We start from the raw sequence: 17,381 nt of genomic DNA on the forward strand, positions 1-17,381 counted from the left end.
TCACTCGATCAATAGCGCGGGTTTGGGGGAATTGAAAGCCGAAAGCCGCCGCCTGATAAGGAGGGGGTAAAGACCCGGAGCAAGACATGTCTGATTTTCCCAAAACCGCGCGCGTTGTCATCATTGGCGGCGGTGCTGTCGGTGCGTCCAGCCTGTACCATCTATGCAAGGCGGGCTGGACCGATTGCGTTTTGCTGGAGAAGAACGAGCTGACCGCAGGCTCAACTTGGCACGCGGCGGGCAATGTGCCGACATTTTCATCGTCGTGGTCGATCATGAACATGCAGCGCTATTCTGCGGAACTCTATCGCGGCTTGGGTGAAGCGGTTGATTACCCGATGAATTACAACGTCACCGGATCAATCCGGTTGGCGCACACGCCGGAACGTTTGCAGGAGTTTCAACGGGTTGTTGGCATGGGTCGCTATCAGGGCATGGACCTGAAGATCCTGACTCCCGATCAAATTGCCGAAGTTTACCCCTTTATCGCCACCCACGATCTGGCTGGGGCCTTGTATGACCCCTACGATGGCGACATTGACCCGGCGCAATTGACGCAGGCTTTGGCGAAGGGTGCCCGCCAGATGGGCGCGCGGATTGAACGGTTCTGCCCCGCATCAGGCGTGCGGCGTGAGGGCGACGAATGGGTGGTTGAAACCCACAAGGGCGATATTCGCTGTGAGATCGTGGTGAATGCGGCAGGTTATTACGCCCGCGAGGTCGGCAAATGGTTTGGCCGCGAGGTGCCGATGATGGTGATGAGCCATCAGTATATGCTGTTCGACACCATCCCCGAGGTCGAGGCCCGCACCAAAGCGGTGGGGCATAAGCTGCCTTTGCTGCGTGATGTTGATAGTAGCTACTACCTGCGGCAAGAGAAAAACGGCTTCAACCTTGGCCCCTATGAGAAGAACTGCAAGGCGCATTGGGTGACCAAGGATGACCCGTTCCCGGAAGATTTCAGCTTCCAACTGTTCCCCGACGATTTGGAGCGGTTGGAATGGTATATCACCGACGCTATGGCCCGCGTGCCATTGCTGGAAACAGCTCCGCTGACCAAAGTGATCAACGGCCCGATCCCCTATACGCCCGATGGCAACCCGCTGATCGGCCCGATGCCCGGCGTGCCGAACGCGTTTGAGGCCTGCGTGTTCACCTTCGGCATTTGCCAGGCCGGGGGCGCGGGTAAGGTGCTTGCCGAATGGATCACCCAAGGCACCACCGAATGGGACATGTGGTCGTGTGATCCACGCCGTTTCACCGGGTTCGAGGATCAGGATTACTGTGTGAAGAAAGGCATGGAGGTTTACGGCCACGAATACGCCATCCACTTCCCGCATCACGTCTGGGGCGAGGGGCGCGGCAAGAAACTGTCACCGCTGCACGACCGCACGGCAGCATTAGGCGCGCAGTTTGGTCCGTTCAACGGCTGGGAACGGCCTTTGTGGTATGCCCGTCCGGGCGATGATACGTCCGAGGATGCACAGCGCACATGGAACCGCGAAGGCCCGTGGTTCGGTGCAGTGAAGGCCGAATGTGAGGCGGTGCGCGATGGCGTGGGCGTGCTGGACCTGCCCGGATTCTCTCGGTTTGAGGTTGAAGGGCAGGGGGCGGCGGAGTGGCTGGCGGGGCGTATTTCGGGTGCTTTGCCGAAGATCGGGCGAATGGGGCTGGCGTATTTCCCCGATGATCAGGGCCGGATCGTGACCGAAATGTCGGTGGTGCGGCGCGAGGAAGAGGCTTTCACCCTGATCACGGCCGCCGTGGCGCAAAGCCATGACGCCGACTGGCTGCGTCGCGATATGCCTGCGGGGTTGACTTTCCGCGACCGCACCAATGATTTCACCTGCCTGATTGTCACCGGGCCAAAGTCGCGCGATCTGCTGGCGGGGTTGACCGAGGCTGACCTCAGCGCCCCTTGGCTGTCTGTGCAGCCCGCAGCGGTGGCAGGGCAGGATTGCGCCTTATTCCGCGTCAGCTTTGCCGGAGAATTGGGCTGGGAGGTTCATGCCACCCCCGCGCGGATGCCGGCGATTTATGATGCGATCCTAGCGGCGGGCGCGACACCCTTTGGCATGTTCGCGCTGAACTCCTTGCGGGTGGAAAAGGGCTATCGCGCGTGGAAGGGCGATCTTTCCACCGATTACACACTGCTCGAAGGCGGCCTCGACCGCTTCATCAAGTTTGACAAACCACAGGATTTCCCCGGCAAGGCGGCGCTTCTGGCGCAAAAACAGCGCGGCGTGGGCAAGCGCTTCTGCACTTTAGTGATCGAGGCAGGCGATCAGGATCCGCCCTATATGTCCACAATCTGGGCGGGCGATACGGTGGTGGGCGAAGTGACCTCTGGCTATTACGGTCACCGCGTCGGCGCTTGCATCGGGCTTGGCATGTTGCGCGCTGATCTGAACCAGCCGGGGCAGGCCGTTGAGGTGGAGATTTTCGGGCAGCGCTATCCGGCGATGGTGCAGGCAGATGCGCCGCTGTGGGATGCGAAAAACGAACGTATCCGCGCGTAAGATCGGGCGAAGCGGGGGCTAAGCCCTCGCACCCCAAAGTATTTCTACCAGTATGAAAGCAAAGCGATGGCTCAGATTCCAAACAAAGCGCGGGCGGTGGTGATTGGCGGCGGGGTTTCCGGCTGCTCTGTCGCCTATCATCTGGCCAAAATGGGCTGGACCGATGTGGTTCTGCTAGAGCGCAAACAACTGACCTCTGGCACGACTTGGCATGCGGCGGGGTTGATCGGGCAGTTGCGCGGCTCGGCGAACATGACCCGGTTGGCCAAATATTCAGCGGATTTGTATGTGAAACTCGCAGCGGAAACCGGGGTTGAGACCGGGATGCGACAGGTGGGCAGCATCTCGGTGGCGCTGACCGAAGCGCGGCATGAGGAATTACTGCGCCAAGCCACCGTGGCGCGGATTTTCGATGTCGACGTGTCGGAGATTTCGCCGTCTGAGGTGAAAGCGATGTATCCGCATCTGAACGTCGCGGATGTGGTGGGGGCGGTGCATCTGCCGCTGGATGGTCAATGCGATCCCGCCAACATCGCGATGGCTTTGGCCAAAGGTGCACGGATGCGGGGCGCGAAGATATTCGAGCATACCAAGGTTGTCGGGGTCACTAAAGCGTCGGGCAAAGTCACCGGCGTCGATTACATTGGCGCGGATGGCGAGCCCGGCCATATTGCAACCGATGTGGTGGTGAACTGCGGCGGCATGTGGGGGCGCGATTTGGCGGAAGCCTCGGCTGTCACCTTGCCTTTGCACGCTTGCGAGCATTTCTATCTGATTACCGAGCCGGTTCAGGGGCTTGGACATCTGCCCGTGCTGCGGGTGCCGGATGAATGTGCTTACTATAAGTCTGATGCGGGCAAGATGATGATTGGCGCGTTTGAGCCGAAAGCCAAACCTTGGGGCATGGGGGGCATCCGCGAAGATTTCATGTTCGACACTTTGCCGGAAGATTGGGACCATTTCCAACCCATCCTTGAAGATGCGATGAACCGGATGCCGCTGTTTCAGACGGCGGGGATTCATACATTTTTCAACGGGCCGGAATCGTTTACGCCCGATGACCGCTATTACTTGGGCGAAGCGCCGGAGCTCGGCGGCTACTGGGTGGCGGCGGGCTATAACTCGGTTGGCATCGCCGGATCGGGTGGCGCGGGTATGGCCTTGGCGCATTGGATTGTCGAGGGCGAGGCACCCTTCGATCTGTGGGAGGTCGATATCCGCCGCGCCCAGCCGTTCCAGAAGAACCGCAAATATCTGAAAGAGCGGGTGACCGAGACTTTGGGTCTGCTTTACGCCGATCACTTCCCTTACCGTCAGGTGGAAACCGCACGCGGGGTGCGGCGGACTCCGCTGCACGAGCATCTGAAAGCCCGTGGTGCGGTGTTTGGCGAAGTAGCGGGCTGGGAGCGCGCGAACTGGTTCGCCAATGCGGGGCAAGAGCGCGAGTATCGCTATTCTTGGAAACGGCAGAACTGGTTTGAGAACCAGAAGGCCGAGCATCTGGCAGTTCGAAATGGTGTCGGTTTCTTCGACATGACCTCGTTCGGCAAAATCCGCATCGAGGGTCGCGATGCTTGCGCCTTCCTGAACAAGGTATGCGCCGCCGAGATGGATGTGGCGGTTGGTCGGATCGTCTACACGCAGATGCTGAACCGGAAGGGCGGCATTGAAAGCGATCTGACGGTGACGCGGCTGTCCGAGACGGCGTATTTGGCCGTGGTGCCGGGGGCGACCTTGCAGCGCGATTTGGCTTGGCTGCGGCGGCACCTGGGCGAGGCGTTTGCGGTGATCACCGATATGACGGCGGCTGAATCGGTGCTCTGCGTGATGGGTCCGAAGGCGCGGGAGTTGATGCAAAAGCTGAGCCCGAATGACTTCTCAAATGCGGCGCATCCGTTCGGCACCATGCGGCAGATCGAGGTTGGCATGGGCGTTGCGCGGGCGCATCGGGTGACCTATGTGGGCGAACTCGGCTGGGAATTGTACGTCTCGTCCGATCAAACCGCGCATGTGTTTGAGGCTTTGGAGGAAGCTGGCGCTGGTCTGGGCCTGAAGCTCTGCGGGTTGCACACGCTGGATTCTTGCCGGATCGAGAAAGCCTATCGTCACTTCGGCCATGATATTACCGATGAAGATCATGTGCTTGAGGCGGGTTTGGGCTTTGCGGTGTCGAAGAAAAAGCCTGACTACATTGGTCGCGATGCGGTCCTGCGTAAACAAGAGACAGGGCTGGATCGCAAGCTGGTACAGTTCCGCCTAACCAACCCCGAACCGCTGTTGTTCCATAATGAGGCGGTGGTGCGCGACGGCGTGATTGTCGGCCCAGTAACCTCTGGCAACTACGGGCATTTCCTCGGTGGCGCGATTGGTATGGGCTATGTGCCCTGCAAAGGGCAGTCCGACGCGGCCATTCTGGGCTCGCACTATGAAATCGAAGTGGCGGGGGTGCGGCATGAGGCCGTGGCCAGCCTTGTGGCAATGTATGATCCAAAATCCGAACGGGTGCGCGCCTGATAAGCGCCGGGAGAGCCATCGGCCCTCCCGGACCCTCCCGCGGATATGTGAGCACAGAGGATGACGAAGATGAGCGATCTGAGCGAAATTGGTGAAGTGTGTGAACCCTCACGGGCGCGGCGGTCTGGTGGGCGCACCGCACGGGTGGCGCTGCGCGCGGCGCCTTTGGCCGACGACGTGCGCCCGGTGCGGCCCGGCATGTCGGGAGGGCAGTATAAGCCGCTGAGCGATGCCGGTATCGCGCAGATTCACGAAAGCGCTTTGCAGGCGTTGGAGCAGATTGGGCTTAGCCAAGCCCCGCCCTCGGGGGTGAAACTGCTGACCGAGGCCGGGGCTATACAAGGCGATGATGGCCGCATCCGTTTCCCGCGCGCTTTGGTCGAAGATATGCTGGCGGTGGCCGCGCGCAATATCACTTTGCACGCGCGCGACCCCAAACATGATCTGCATTTGTCGGGCAACAAGGTGCATTTTGGCACAGCCGGGGCGGCAGTGCATATCGTGGATCCGATCAGCTTGAACTACCGCGAAAGCACCGCGCAAGACCTTTATGATGCGGCGCGACTGGTCGACAATCTCGACAATATCCACTTTTACCAACGCACGATGGTCTGCCGCGATGTCATCGACAATCAGGATATGGACCTCAATACGCTCTATGGCTGCCTTGCTGGCACCACGAAACATGTTGGCACCAGCTTTTCTGACCCGTCGCATGTCGCCGCCTGTTTCGATATGATCTACACTGTGGCAGGTGGCGAGGAGAAATGGCTGGAGCGGCCCTTTGTCAGCAATTCCAACTGCTTCGTCGTCCCGCCGATGAAATTCGCCGAAGAATCCTGCATCACCATGGAGGATTGCATCCGGCGTGGCATGCCGATGCTGCTGCTGTCGGCGGGGCAGGCCGGGGCAACGGCTCCGGCACCGATTGCGCTGACCATTGTGCAGGCGATGGCGGAATGCCTTGCGGGTGTGGTCTATGCCAATGCGATTAAAAAAGGCGCGCCCTGTATCTTTGGCACTTGGCCGTTTGTGTCCGATCTGCGCACCGGGGCGATGTCGGGCGGCTCAGCGGAGCAGGCTTTGCTGACGGCGGGTTGTGCGCAGATGCACCATTTCTACGATCTGCCGGGCGGGGCTGCTTCGGGGATTTCCGACAGCAAATTGCCCGATATGCAGGCAGGATGGGAGCAGGGCATTACCAACTCTCTGGCGGGCCTCGCAGGCCTGAACATGTGTTATGAGGCAGTGGGCATGCACGCCAGCCTGTTGGGGTTCTGCCTAGAATCTCTCGTCTTGGGCGATGATCTTCTCGGACAAGCCATGCGCCTTGTGCGCGGTATTGATGTGACGCCGGACACCACCTCGATTGAGGCAATGAAACAGGTCTGCCTTGGTGGCCCCGGCCATTATCTCGGCTCGGATCAGACCCTGAAACTGATGCAAACCGAATATATCTACCCCGCGTCGGCGAATAGGATGTCGCCGAAGGAGTGGAATGAGGCGGGCAAGCCGCTGCTGCTTGACGCCGCCATCGCGCGCAAGAATAGTATCCTCGCAAAGGCCGGAAACGTGATTGATCCCGAGATCGACGCGATCATCCGCGCCAAATATAAAATCTACTTCCAGTGAGGACGCCATGATTTCTGTCAACATGACCAAATTCTACATCAACGGCGCTTGGGTTCAGCCGAACTCGGCGGCCCGGATGGGCGTTGAAAACCCGGCGACCGAGGAAATCGTGGCCGAGGTGGCCTTGGGCAACCAAGCCGATATTGATGCGGCGATTGCAGCGGCGCGGGCGGCCTTTGACTCCTATACCATCTGGCCCGTGCAAAAACGCATCGACCTCGTGAAGCGGATTCTTGAGGTTTACAACTCCCGCTACGAAGATTTCGCGCAGGCGATAAGCACCGAGATGGGTGCGCCGATTGAATGGGCGCGCGGCGCACAGGCTTGGGCGGGGCAGGTGCATATCGAGGCCACCATCAAGGCTGCCGAAGAAATGGCGTGGGAATATTCGCGCGGCACCACCCGGATCGTGCATGAAGGCATCGGGGTCTGTGCGTTGATCACGCCATGGAACTGGCCGATGAACCAGATCGCTTGCAAAGTGGCACCTGCGCTGATCGCGGGCTGCACGATGGTGCTGAAGCCTTCGGAAATTGCTCCGCTTTCGGGTGTTTTGTTCGCCGAGGTCTGCCATGAGGCGGGCGTTCCGCCGGGCGTGTTCAACTTGGTGAACGGCACCGGCCCGGAAGTCGGCGCGCGGATGTCGTCGCATCCTGAGGTGGATATGGTCTCTTTCACCGGCTCGACCCGCGCGGGCACGGCGGTGGCGGCTGCGGCGGCCCCGACGGTGAAACGCGTGGCGCAGGAATTGGGCGGCAAGTCTCCCAACATCATCCTGCCCAACGCTGATCTGGCGGCGGCTGTGGCGGCTGGCGTCAATGCGATTATGTCGAACACCGGCCAATCTTGCGACGCCCCGACCCGGATGTTCGTGCAGCGCGACCAACAGGCTGCGGCTTTGGCGGTCGCGAAAGAGACTGCAGAGGCTTTGATCCCCGGCGACCCGACGCTTGAGACAACGACGATGGGGCCGCTAATCTCAAAAACCCAGTATGAGAAGGTCCAGCGCCTGATCCAAGCCGGGATCGACGAGGGCGCGACCTTGGTGACCGGGGGCTTGGGCCGTCCGGCTGGACTGAACCGGGGTTGGTTCGCCAAGCCGACCATCTTCGGCGATGTGCGGAATGAAATGACGATCTCAAAGGAAGAAATCTTCGGTCCTGTGCTGGCGATCCTGCCCTATGACACGGTGGACGATGCCGTGCGCATGGCCAATGATACCGTCTACGGATTGGCCGCCTATATCGCGGGCCCGGTAGAGGATGCCAAACCCGTTGCACGTCGTCTGCGCGCAGGCACGGTCAATCTGAACTACCCCGATTGGGATACCTCCGCGCCGTTCGGCGGCTACAAACAATCGGGCAATGGGCGTGAATATGCCGATTGGGGTATCCACGACTTCTGTGAAATCAAGGGCATCGTCGGCTACGGCGACTGACTGGCTTAAACCGGGGGCGGGTGCTGCCGCCCCCATTCCATAGGACTTACCATGCATTACGGATATATCGGCCTTGGAAACCTCGGGGCCGCCTGTGCGGGCTGTTTGCTGAAGGCGGGCTTTCAGGTCACCGTTTACGATCTGAACCCAGCCTTGGCGGCGCCGCTGATCGCTCAAGGCGCAGTTCTGGCCCCCAGTGCCGAGACACTGGCTGCATCGGTCGATCATGTGATCACCTGCCTGCCGTCGCCCGCCGTATCGGAGCGGGTGCTGCGCAACATCCTGCCGCATATGAAAAACGGTGCGTCTTGGCTAGAGATGTCAACCTTGGGCCGCGACGAGGTGCTGAAACTCGCCGCTGTCGCTGCCGAGTCTGGCGTCCGCATGATGGAACTGCCGGTGACAGGTGGCGTGCATCTGGCCTATCAGGGCAAGATCACCATGCTGGCGGGTGGCGACCGCGACCTGTTCGATCTGCACCATGGCGCGATGCAGGCGATGGGCGACAAAATTTTTCACATGGGGCCGCTGGGATCATCCTGCATCATCAAGGTGATCACCAATATGTTGGCCTTCATTCACCTGAAGGCCACTTCTGAGGCGCTGATGTTGGCCAAACGCGGCGGGCTTGATCTGGCGCAGTCTTGGCACGCGATTGCGGCCTCGTCCGGCAACAGCTTTGTGCATGAAACCGAAGGTGCTTTGATCCTGAACGGATCGTATGACATTGCCTTCAACATTGATCTGGCGCTGAAAGACCTTGGCTTTGCCTTGGGTTTTGGCAAGGAATTCGGCGTGCCGCTTGATCTGGCTTCGATGACCAACCAGACCTATATCGCCGCCAAAGCGGCCTATGGCGGTGAGGCGCAGTCGCCGATGATCGCCAAGCTGCTCGAGGATCTGCTGGGCACCGATCTGCGCGCCGAAGGCTTCCCGTGCCGGCTGGAATAGCGGCTTGCACTGGTGGGGGCTTTGGGCGAAACTGTTAACAATCTCTTAAAGTCACCGCCCTAACCCATTGAAATCAGGGCGGGTTATTTGGTCCCGAGTTGGGACCATGGAAAGAAGCGATGGATAAAGCCTCTCAAACCCGCGCTGCCCAACTGCTGCATCACCGCAGCGCGGGGCTGAAAAAAGGCGATCCGATCAGCCTGCCCATCGTGCCTGCGGCGACGTTTCACCTGCCAGAGGTGGCCGGGGCGAGCCATATTTATGGCCGCAACGGCATAACGACTTGGGAGGCGGTTGAGGAGCAACTTGCGCTGCTGGAAAATGCGCCTTGCGTCAGTTTTCCATCGGGGATGGCGGCGATTTCGGCGGCTTTGATGGCGACGTTGAAAGTGGGTGCCAAGCTGATCATCCCAGCTGATGGCTATTATGTGACGCGGGTGCTGTCGGAGGTTTTTTTGGCCCCATTCGGTGTTGAGGTGGTGCAGATTGGCACGGCGGAGTATGCCGCTTACGATTTCAGTGGTGCTGCGGTGGTCTATCTTGAGACGCCTTCTAACCCCGGCCTCGATGTAGTTGATATTGCTGCGGTATCGACTCGGGCCCATGCTGCCGGGGCCCTGGTGATTGTCGATAACACCACGATGACTCCGCTGTTGCAGCGACCCTTGGATTTGGGCGCTGATCTGGTAGTGGCGGCGGATACCAAAGCGCCTGCGGGGCATTCCGATGTGTTGTTTGGCCATGTCGCGGGACGAGACGCCGGCCTGATGGCGCGGGTGCGGGATTGGCGCAGGCTGTCGGGAGCGGTGCCGGGGCCATTTGAGGCTTGGCAGGTGCATCGCGGCATCGAGACGCTGGAAGTGCGGTTGGAGCGGATGTGCGCCAGTGCTGGAGTGATAGCGACCCGGTTGGCGGCGCATCGGGCGGTGGCAAATTTGCGCTATCCGGGGCTTGCGAGTGACGCTTCTTACGCAATTTCCAAAGCCCAGATGGCGGGGTTTGGCTTTCTGATCGGCTTTGAATTGTTGGATGAGGCGCGGGCGGAGCGGTTTTTGAGCGAGTGTCCGTATATCGTGCAATCGACCAGCTTTGGCGGCACCCATACATCGGGCGAGCGGCGGGCACGCTGGGGCGATAAGGTAGCGCCGGGGTTTATCCGGTTGTCGGTGGGGATTGAGCCCTTGGAGCCGTTGTGGGCGGCGATGGAAGTCGCACTGAACAGCTGAGCCAGGGCGATTTCCGAAGCGGAAATCGTGAACGGAATTTTTCTTAAAATTCCGGTGGATGCGTGGCGATGTTACAGCAGATTGATCAACCGTGCGGCCTCATCCCTCGGGTGGATCAGCGGGCTGCGGTCTTCGCCGGGGAAGAACCGCGCGCGGGTGGCGGTGGGCATCGGGGCGGGTGTTTCAATGCGCACTTGCGGGCCGATCTTGACATTTTCGGCGGCCCAACTGCGGGCAAGGGCGATTTGCGCGGCTTTGGTGGCGCCGTAAGCGCCGAAGAATTTCTCGCCCGCGCGGGGATCGTCGAAAAACATCCCGGTTCCGTCTCCGGCACGGAGCAAAGGCTCGATCATCGGGATCAGCGTGCCGGTGGCGCGGACATTGGTGGCAATGCTTTTGTCCCAGTCTTTCACATCCAGCGAGCCTGCGGGGGCAAGGGGGGCTGCGTGGATCGCCGTGTGGACCCAGAGATTGAGCTGGCCCCAGCGTTGATGGATGGACAGGCAGAGATGCCGCATCGCATCATCATTGGTCACATCCATCGGGGCGAGGGTCAGCCCGCCCGCGCCGGGCAATTTCAGAGTTTTGACGCGATCATCGAGTTCTTCCAAACCGCCGACGGTGCGGGCGACGGCGACAACATGCCAGCCGCGCGCCGTCAGTTGCTCGGCGAGGGCCGCGCCAAGTCCGCGCGAGGCTCCGGTGATCAGGGCGAGGCGTTCGGTCATGGTTTTGTCCTTTGACGGCGGGTTTATGCAGCCCTCGGGGAGCCTCCGGCGGGGATATTTGAGCCAATGTGAAAGGGCAAGAGGCTGCGGCTATTCGGTGGCGTTGTGGCGCACGGCCCCTTCATGTATCGCGGCATTCGATCGCCTTTTGCGCCGATCCAATCGCAGAATTTGGGGAAATCCCGCTCTATCGTCTCGATACCCATCTGCATGACGCGGGTTTTGTTGCGCGGGAAATAGCTGGTGATGCTGTCGACCGAGATCCTCGGCAATCTCGGTCTTGGGTTTGCGCAGCACGAGGTTGCACAGCAGGGTCTAGCGGCAGGCTTTGACAAGGCCGTAGTTTTTGCGCGCCATGGAGGATTTCACCACGCATCGCGGTCGCGGCTGAGGTGGACGTAAAGCGGGGTGTCACCGAAAGCGGCTACGAGCTTGCCCGTCCACCAGGCAAGGTGGTTGTCGGGGTAAGCGAAGCGGTTAGGGCTCAAGATATGGGTGCGCGAGTCGTGTTCGGCGGTGAAATTGGTCATGTGCTCTGAGGCGACGGTGAAGGTTTTGGAGCCGCAGCGGTCGGTACCGAGCACGAAAACTTGGCTCATTTGGCACGCTTTACACAAGTTGCGGCAAGTCGGAATAGGCCATTGCGGCTTATTCCGCCGCTTTCATCTGGAAGCCTTCTTCGATTTTGTCCGACGGGGCGATGGGGTATTGGCCGGAAAAGCAGGCGTCGCAGTATTGCGGGGATTTGGCATCGCGGCCTTTGGCTTCGCCTGCGGCACGGTAGAGGCCGTCGAGAGTGATGAATTTGAGGCTGTTGACGCCGATCCAGTCGCGCATTTCATCCTCGGTCATGGTGGCGGCGAGGAGTTTGCTGCGTTCGGGGGTGTCGACGCCGTAGAAGCACGGCCAAGCGGTGGGGGGGGATGCGATGCGGAAGTGGACTTCGGCGGCACCGGCCTCAAGGATCATGTCTTTGATTTTGCGGGATGTGGTGCCGCGCACGACGCTATCGTCGACGAGGATCACGCGTTTGCCTTTGATCAGGGCGCGGTTGACGTTCAGCTTCAGGCGCACGCCCATATTGCGGATGGACTCGCTGGGCTCGATGAAGGTGCGGCCCATGTATTGGTTGCGGATGATGCCCATTGCATAGGGGATGCCGGATTGTTGGGAATATCCAATAGCGGCGGGGGTGCCACTGTCGGGAACGGGGCAGACCAGATCGGCGTCAACGGGGGCTTCTTTGGCGAGTTCTACGCCGATGGCGTGGCGGGTCTCATAGACCGAGCGGCCACCGAGGATAGAGTCGGGCCGGGAGAAGTAGACGTGTTCAAAGATGCAGAAGCGGGATTTGGCGGGGGCGAAGGGGCGGGTGGAGTTTACTTTGCCGTCCTCAATCACGACCATTTCGCCGGGTTCGATTTCGCGGACGAAATCAGCGCCGATGATGTCCAGACCGCAGGTCTCGGAGGAGAGTGCCCAAGCGGAATCACCGATGCGGCCCAGAACCAACGGGCGGACGCCCAAGGGGTCGCGGACGCCGATCAGTTTGGTGCGGGTCATCGCGACGACGGAAAATGCACCTTCGACGCGGCGCAGGGCGTCTTTGATGCGTTCGGAAATATTCTTTTGGATCGAGCGGGCCATCAGGTGGATGATGCACTCGGAATCCGACGAGGATTGGAAGATGCTGCCACGCTCGATCAACTCGCGGCGCAAAGCAGCGGCGTTGGTCAGGTTGCCGTTATGGGCGATGGCGGCACCGCCCATCGAGAATTCACCGAAGAACGGCTGTACATCGCGGATGGCGGTCGCACCTTTTGATCCAGCGGTGGAATAGCGGACATGGCCGATGGCCAGCGAACCCGGCAGGGTTTCCATCACATCGGGCTTGGTGAAGTTGTCGCGGACATAGCCAAAGCGGCGGGCCGAGTTGAAGCCAGTTTGCGGATCGTAGGACACGATGCCACCAGCTTCTTGGCCGCGGTGTTGCAGGGCATGGAGGCCAAGTGCCACAAAGTTTGACGCATCGGACACGCCGATCACGCCAAAAATGCCGCATTCCTCCTTCAGCTTATCATCGTCAAAAGGATGGGCATAGAAGGGTTGCATGGAGCCTCCGAATCCGGGTTCGTTCTGCGCCTTCCCTTTAGGCCCAACCGGGGGCGGTGTCACCCCCTGAAAACCCTTCAAGTTGCTGCAATGCGGCATAGCCGCTGTGCGTTAATTAGAGGGGGCAGCTGGGGCAACCTGCGGCAGCGTGCTGGTTTCTTTCGCACAGGTGGCGGTCAGCTCGTTATAGCGCGCGACCACCCAGTTTGGCGCATCGGTGGGGACGGCTGCGTTAATATCGCCTTGGAACGAGGCGAAAATCTTGGCCGAGCGTGAATTGTCTACCATCGGCACGGTGTTGGCGGCAACGGCGCGGTCGTAGACCAGAAACGCGATGCCCACCAGCAGCACGCCGCGCACGACGCCAAACAGGAAGCCTACACCTTGGTCAAGGCCGCCCAGGACCGAGCGTTGCACCACCGAGGAGAACAGCGGGGTGAACAATGCGGCGACGATCAGGCCAACGGCAAACACGGCGGCGAAGCCTGCGATCAGCGAGAGTTCGCAGTTTTCAAGGAAGGAGCCGACGGCAGGGATTTCCTTGACCAAAGGCTGCGCTTGGGCGGCGAACATATAGGCGAGCACAGCGGCGCCGACCCAGCCGACAATCGCCATCGCCTCACGCACGAAGCCGCGCGAATAGGCGAGCACCGCCGACAGCACGATGATGCCAGCAACGCCCGCATCAACAAGGGTAAAACCTTCCATCTTCCGCTCCTTAAGGCTTAGCCCGCCCCAAACATTTCCCCGACGAAAGCGGTGAGATCCGGCATCTGCCGCACGTTCATGCCCTCGACCTGCCCAAGTTTAGAACCCTTGGGCGCGATTGCCTGTGAGAAACCAAGTTTTGCGGCTTCTTTCAACCTGTTTTCGGTCTGACTGACCGGGCGCAGGGCCCCGGAGAGGCTGATTTCTCCGAATAATACAGTTTCGGGGGGGATGCTGACATCTTCGCGGGCCGAAATCAGCGCCGCGGCGACGGCGAGATCGGCGGCAGGCTCGGTCACGCGCATGCCGCCCGCGACGTTGAGGAAGACATCAAGGCCCGCAAACGGGATGCCACAGCGGGCTTCTAACACGGCGAGGATGGTGGAGAGGCGGCCTGAGTCGAGGCCAACCACGGTGCGGCGGGGGGTGCCGAGGGGAGAGGGAGCGACGAGGGCTTGGATTTCTGTGAGGACGGGCCTTGTGCCTTCGATGCCTGCGAAAACGGCTGATCCCGGAGAAGGCTGACCGCGCTCGGACAGGAACAGGGCGGAGGGGTTCAGCACCTGCTGCAAGCCGTTGCCCGTCATCTCAAACACGCCGATTTCATCGGCCGGGCCGAAGCGGTTTTTCACGGCGCGCAGGATGCGGAATTGGTGGCCGCGCTCGCCTTCGAAATAGAGCACGGTATCGACCATGTGTTCAACCACGCGCGGGCCTGCGATCTGGCCGTCTTTGGTGACATGGCCGACGAGGATGACGGCGACACCGCGACGTTTGGCGAAGGTGACGAGTTCGTGGCACGCAGCGCGGACTTGGCTGACCGAACCGGGGGCTGAGTCGACGGTATCGAGCCACATGGTTTGGATCGAGTCGATGATGGCGAGGCCGGGGCGCTCGGTGTCCAACGTTGTCAGAATATCGCGCAGGTTGGTTTCTGCGCCGAGGGCGACGGGGGATTCGGTGAGGCCTAAGCGTTGCGCGCGCATTTGCACTTGGGCGGTGGCTTCCTCGCCCGAGATATACAGGCATTTGACGCCGTGGCGCGAGAAGGACGCGGCGGCTTGCAGCAGCAGGGTGGATTTGCCGATGCCGGGGTCGCCGCCGACGAGGATCGCCGAGGCGGGCACGAGGCCGCCACCCAGCACGCGGTCTAGCTCATCTATGCCCGACGAGGCGCGCGGCGGGGCTTCGCCGACAGTGGCAAGGTCGGTCAGGTGGATGGCGCGGCCTTTGCCGCCCAAGGCTTTTGGGCCTGCCGAGAGGGGGGCTTCCTCGACCAAAGTGTTCCAGCCGCCGCAACCTTCGCATTTGCCGATCCATTTGCGATGCGCGGCCCCGCAGGTGGTGCAGGTGAAATTGGGGGAGTTTTTGCTCATGGGGTTTCAATGCCCGGAAATCGCCGAGGCCTCAAGATGTTTCCGTTTTGTGCGAGATGAACAGCGAGGCGAGGATGCAGGCGGTGAACAGATAGAGGCCCCATGCGGTCTCAATCGTGACATAACCCGCGCCCTTGGCGATGACGATGTAAAGCGCGATCAGGAACACCTCGGCCATGGCGAGTTTGCCCAAGGCGTGCAGGGCGGGGAGGGTTTGGGGCGAGAGCAGGCCGAAATGGATCAGCGCGAGGCCGAGGGTTTTGGCGAAGGGGGCGAAGATTGCCAGCGCCGTGACCAGCAGGGCGAGTGCGGGGGCGGTGCCCCACAAAGATTGCAGGCCGGTTATGACGGATATTTCATCCATGCCGAAGATCGGCAGCAAGGCGGCGCGCAGCAGGGGGGCGAACCATGCGATCGGGAATAGGATCAGCAGGACAAGATTGGCGTATTTCACAGCAGCGCCAAGGTCAGCAGGATGGCGGCGAGGGGGAGCGAGAAGGCAAAACCGATCAGGCCGTAGCCCAAGGCGCCGACAATGCCGCCAAGCAGGAAGGTGCCGAGCAGCTGTAGCAGGATGCTGAGTTTGGCGCGGTCGGCTGAGATCGGGCTGTGGAAGGCGCGGCCGTAGACGGCGCGGCCCAGCTCAATCCCGACATCGGTGATCATACCGGTGGCATGGGTGGTGCGGATGCGGGCGTAGGAGATTTTGGTGATGGTGGCGTTTTGCAGGCCCATGATGAAGCACAACAGGCCAAGGCCAATCGGATGGGCGAGGCTATCGGGCAGTGGGCTTGCGCCCAACGCGGCGAGGGCTGCAAGCAGCGCGCCTTGCAGGCCAATGGGGAGGGAATATTGTCGGCTGGGTTTATGGGCGCGGCCCCAGTTGATCACGATGGCGCTGGTGGCGGCACCGCAGACAAACAGGCTGATCGCGAACAGGCTTTGGCCGACCAGCGCAAGATTTTGCAGCACGAGGTTATCGGCGAGGGCCGAGAGATAGCCGGTCATGTGTGAGGTATAGCTGCCGAGCAGGATAAAGCCCCCGGCATTGGCAGCGCCTGCGATGCCCGCGAGGATCAGCGCCAAAGCGCGGTCAGAGGCGGCGGCGCGGTGATGCGCTGCGATCAGCCGAACTCGGCGCAGGGCCATGGATTTTGGCCCGGTTGCGCGGTTTGGCTTTTCGGATTGGGGCTTCGGCGCGGGGGACATTGCGGCTCGGGGTTAAGGTCGGGGCAGTGTTACGCCGTGGCGCGCGCGGTGCAAGGGCGCTATTTGCCGGGCTTCGGCAAGGTGACCACATTGGCGTCGCGGTGATCTTCCAGATCGAAATCATAACCCAGAGTTGGCAGGATTTCTTTCAGATCGGCCTCCAGCCTTTTCAACTGTTTTTGTGCCTGCATTTCTTCGGCCTGCACATCGTCCATCCAGCGGCGGAGTTCGTCACAGGTGCGCCGCGCGATGGCCAGACGGTCGGTCAGGTGCTGCACTTCTTCCTGCCGCTGTTGCAGGAAGCTTTTGGCGCGGGCGACTTTGATGTCGGAATAGACTTGCGCCAGATCGCGGGTCTCAAGGCTCATTTGGGCTGCGAGTTGCAGCAGTTCGGGTTCAAGATGCTGGAAATCGGGGTGCTAGCGCAGATGCTCCATCCGGGTGCGCATTGATTCGAACTCGGCGGACAGGGCAAAGACCCCGGCGCGGTCGGCGGCATGGGCTTGGCGGTAGGCCTGCGCCACATCATCCATGCCGATGGCAAAGCTGCGGCGGCATTGCGCAGCGGGCGGGTAAAAGGTCATAAGGATCAGCAGTAGGGTCAGGCCGAGTTGCAGCCATATGCCCGCATTGGGCAGAGCCGTGCCGCCGAAGAACAAAGCGAATTGCGGTCAAGGCAGCAGGCCAAAGGCGGCGGCGAGGCTGGCCCCGATCAGCACCAAAGCCAGCACGACGATCAGGCCCTGCGCCTCAGTTTGCACCACGACGCGCGCCGCCTGCGCCGTCTCGCTCCAATTCACTGACATGATTACCCCACACATCCGCACAGCGGTTGGGTTTTGTCCCGCGCGCCTCTGGTCAATACCTTTCCGAATTATCGCAATTTTTGCAAACATTTTGCTTAAATCGCAGGTTGTTAGCGATCAAAGCTTCGGGCATAAGCATGGTTGTGTCTGGATCGGAAACAG

16 protein-coding genes are annotated in these 17,381 nt (G+C 60.8%); 6 read left to right on the forward strand and 10 right to left on the reverse strand.

What is annotated here, in order from left to right; all coding sequences use genetic code 11:
- The first annotated feature begins 86 nt into the window (after positions 1–86).
- The 6 genes from AKV04_RS01960 to AKV04_RS01985 all read left to right on the forward strand — a co-directional run bounded on the left by AKV04_RS01960 (position 87) and on the right by AKV04_RS01985 (position 10,280).
- Positions 87–2,519: a GcvT family protein gene (locus AKV04_RS01960; protein WP_054004803.1), complete on the forward strand. Its 2,433-nt coding sequence runs from the start codon at positions 87–89 to the stop codon at positions 2,517–2,519.
- 66 nt (positions 2,520–2,585) lie between these two features.
- Entirely contained in the window at positions 2,586–5,033 is a 2,448-nt protein-coding gene (locus AKV04_RS01965) for a GcvT family protein (RefSeq protein WP_054004804.1), read from the forward strand.
- Between the two features lie 69 nt (positions 5,034–5,102).
- On the forward strand, positions 5,103–6,665 hold the full coding sequence (locus AKV04_RS01970) for a trimethylamine methyltransferase family protein (protein ID WP_156317307.1): 1,563 nt from the start codon (positions 5,103–5,105) through the stop codon (positions 6,663–6,665).
- 7 nt (positions 6,666–6,672) lie between these two features.
- Positions 6,673–8,103 (forward strand): aldehyde dehydrogenase family protein, encoded by a 1,431-nt coding sequence (locus AKV04_RS01975; protein ID WP_054004805.1) that lies wholly within the window; start codon positions 6,673–6,675, stop codon positions 8,101–8,103.
- Between the two features lie 51 nt (positions 8,104–8,154).
- A complete protein-coding gene (locus AKV04_RS01980) occupies positions 8,155–9,054 on the forward strand; it encodes an NAD(P)-dependent oxidoreductase (protein ID WP_054004806.1) in 900 nt (299 codons plus the stop codon).
- A 119-nt stretch (positions 9,055–9,173) separates the two neighbouring features.
- Positions 9,174–10,280 (forward strand): cystathionine gamma-lyase, encoded by a 1,107-nt coding sequence (locus tag AKV04_RS01985; RefSeq protein ID WP_054004807.1) that lies wholly within the window; start codon positions 9,174–9,176, stop codon positions 10,278–10,280.
- Positions 10,281–10,351: 71 nt separating this feature from the next.
- Here the strand turns inward: AKV04_RS01985 and AKV04_RS01990 are convergent, their stop codons facing one another.
- From AKV04_RS01990 to AKV04_RS27480, 10 genes are all read right to left on the reverse strand, one after another.
- Positions 10,352–11,008, reverse strand: coding sequence for an SDR family NAD(P)-dependent oxidoreductase (locus AKV04_RS01990; RefSeq protein WP_054004808.1), 657 nt, complete (start codon positions 11,006–11,008; stop codon positions 10,352–10,354).
- A 365-nt stretch (positions 11,009–11,373) separates the two neighbouring features.
- Positions 11,374–11,607 carry a hypothetical protein gene (locus AKV04_RS01995; RefSeq protein ID WP_054004809.1) on the reverse strand — a complete coding sequence of 78 codons (234 nt, stop codon included), beginning with the start codon at positions 11,605–11,607 and terminating at the stop codon, positions 11,374–11,376.
- A 49-nt stretch (positions 11,608–11,656) separates the two neighbouring features.
- Positions 11,657–13,120: an amidophosphoribosyltransferase gene (gene purF, locus AKV04_RS02000; RefSeq protein ID WP_054004810.1), complete on the reverse strand. Its 1,464-nt coding sequence runs from the start codon at positions 13,118–13,120 to the stop codon at positions 11,657–11,659.
- A gap of 111 nt (positions 13,121–13,231) precedes the next feature.
- On the reverse strand, positions 13,232–13,828 hold the full coding sequence (locus AKV04_RS02005; protein WP_054004811.1) for a CvpA family protein: 597 nt from the start codon (positions 13,826–13,828) through the stop codon (positions 13,232–13,234).
- A 17-nt stretch (positions 13,829–13,845) separates the two neighbouring features.
- Positions 13,846–15,204 carry a DNA repair protein RadA gene (radA, locus tag AKV04_RS02010; protein ID WP_054004812.1) on the reverse strand — a complete coding sequence of 453 codons (1,359 nt, stop codon included), beginning with the start codon at positions 15,202–15,204 and terminating at the stop codon, positions 13,846–13,848.
- 31 nt (positions 15,205–15,235) lie between these two features.
- Entirely contained in the window at positions 15,236–15,658 is a 423-nt protein-coding gene (locus AKV04_RS02015) for a paraquat-inducible protein A (protein ID WP_054004813.1), read from the reverse strand.
- On the reverse strand, positions 15,655–16,353 hold the full coding sequence (locus AKV04_RS02020; protein WP_054004814.1) for a YoaK family protein: 699 nt from the start codon (positions 16,351–16,353) through the stop codon (positions 15,655–15,657). Before AKV04_RS02020 ends, AKV04_RS02015 begins: the two co-directional genes overlap by 4 nt.
- A 119-nt stretch (positions 16,354–16,472) precedes the next feature.
- Positions 16,473–16,781: a hypothetical protein gene (locus tag AKV04_RS02025; RefSeq protein ID WP_054004815.1), complete on the reverse strand. Its 309-nt coding sequence runs from the start codon at positions 16,779–16,781 to the stop codon at positions 16,473–16,475.
- Between the two features lie 51 nt (positions 16,782–16,832).
- The gene (locus AKV04_RS02030) at positions 16,833–17,072 is read right to left on the reverse strand and encodes a hypothetical protein (RefSeq protein WP_054004816.1); all 240 of its coding nucleotides are present in this window, start codon (positions 17,070–17,072) and stop codon (positions 16,833–16,835) included.
- 12 nt (positions 17,073–17,084) lie between these two features.
- Complete coding sequence (locus AKV04_RS27480) at positions 17,085–17,219, reverse strand: hypothetical protein (protein ID WP_268871769.1); 135 nt, start codon at positions 17,217–17,219, stop codon at positions 17,085–17,087.
- Positions 17,220–17,381 lie beyond the last annotated feature (162 nt).

Origin of the sequence: Cypionkella psychrotolerans, assembly GCF_001294535.1 — a bacterium.
Taxonomy (GTDB): Bacteria; Pseudomonadota; Alphaproteobacteria; order Rhodobacterales; family Rhodobacteraceae; genus Cypionkella; species Cypionkella psychrotolerans.